This is a genomic window from Pseudomonas tehranensis, from assembly GCF_014268615.1.
GTDB lineage: Bacteria > Pseudomonadota > Gammaproteobacteria > Pseudomonadales > Pseudomonadaceae > Aquipseudomonas > Aquipseudomonas tehranensis.
In genome coordinates this window covers 1-205 of sequence record NZ_JABWQV010000530.1, presented here as the reverse complement: position 1 = coordinate 205, position 205 = coordinate 1, and the positions used below count along the sequence as shown (strand labels likewise).

Sequence of the window (205 nt, the reverse complement as noted above, 5' to 3'; positions counted from 1 at the left end):
GCATGTCTGACGCGCTCTGGGCCGCTCGCCTGGGCGATGCACTGAACCACACCTCGATGATGGCCGACATTCTCGGCGGCGTGCTGGAAGTGGCGGCGAATATCGCCATCACCGCCCTGGCGACCGCTGCCGTGGTGGCCGCCACCGGCATCACCGTCGCCACGGGTGGCCTGGGTTGCTTCCTGCTCGGTGCGGTGGTGGGTGC

1 protein-coding gene is annotated in these 205 nt (G+C 69.3%); it reads left to right on the top strand.

The genetic code is table 11. The annotated features are described in order from the left end of the window. Window positions 1-2: 2 nt before the first annotated feature. On the top strand, window positions 3-205 hold a 203-nt coding region (locus HU811_RS27290; protein ID WP_186659258.1), incomplete at its 3' end, for a hypothetical protein.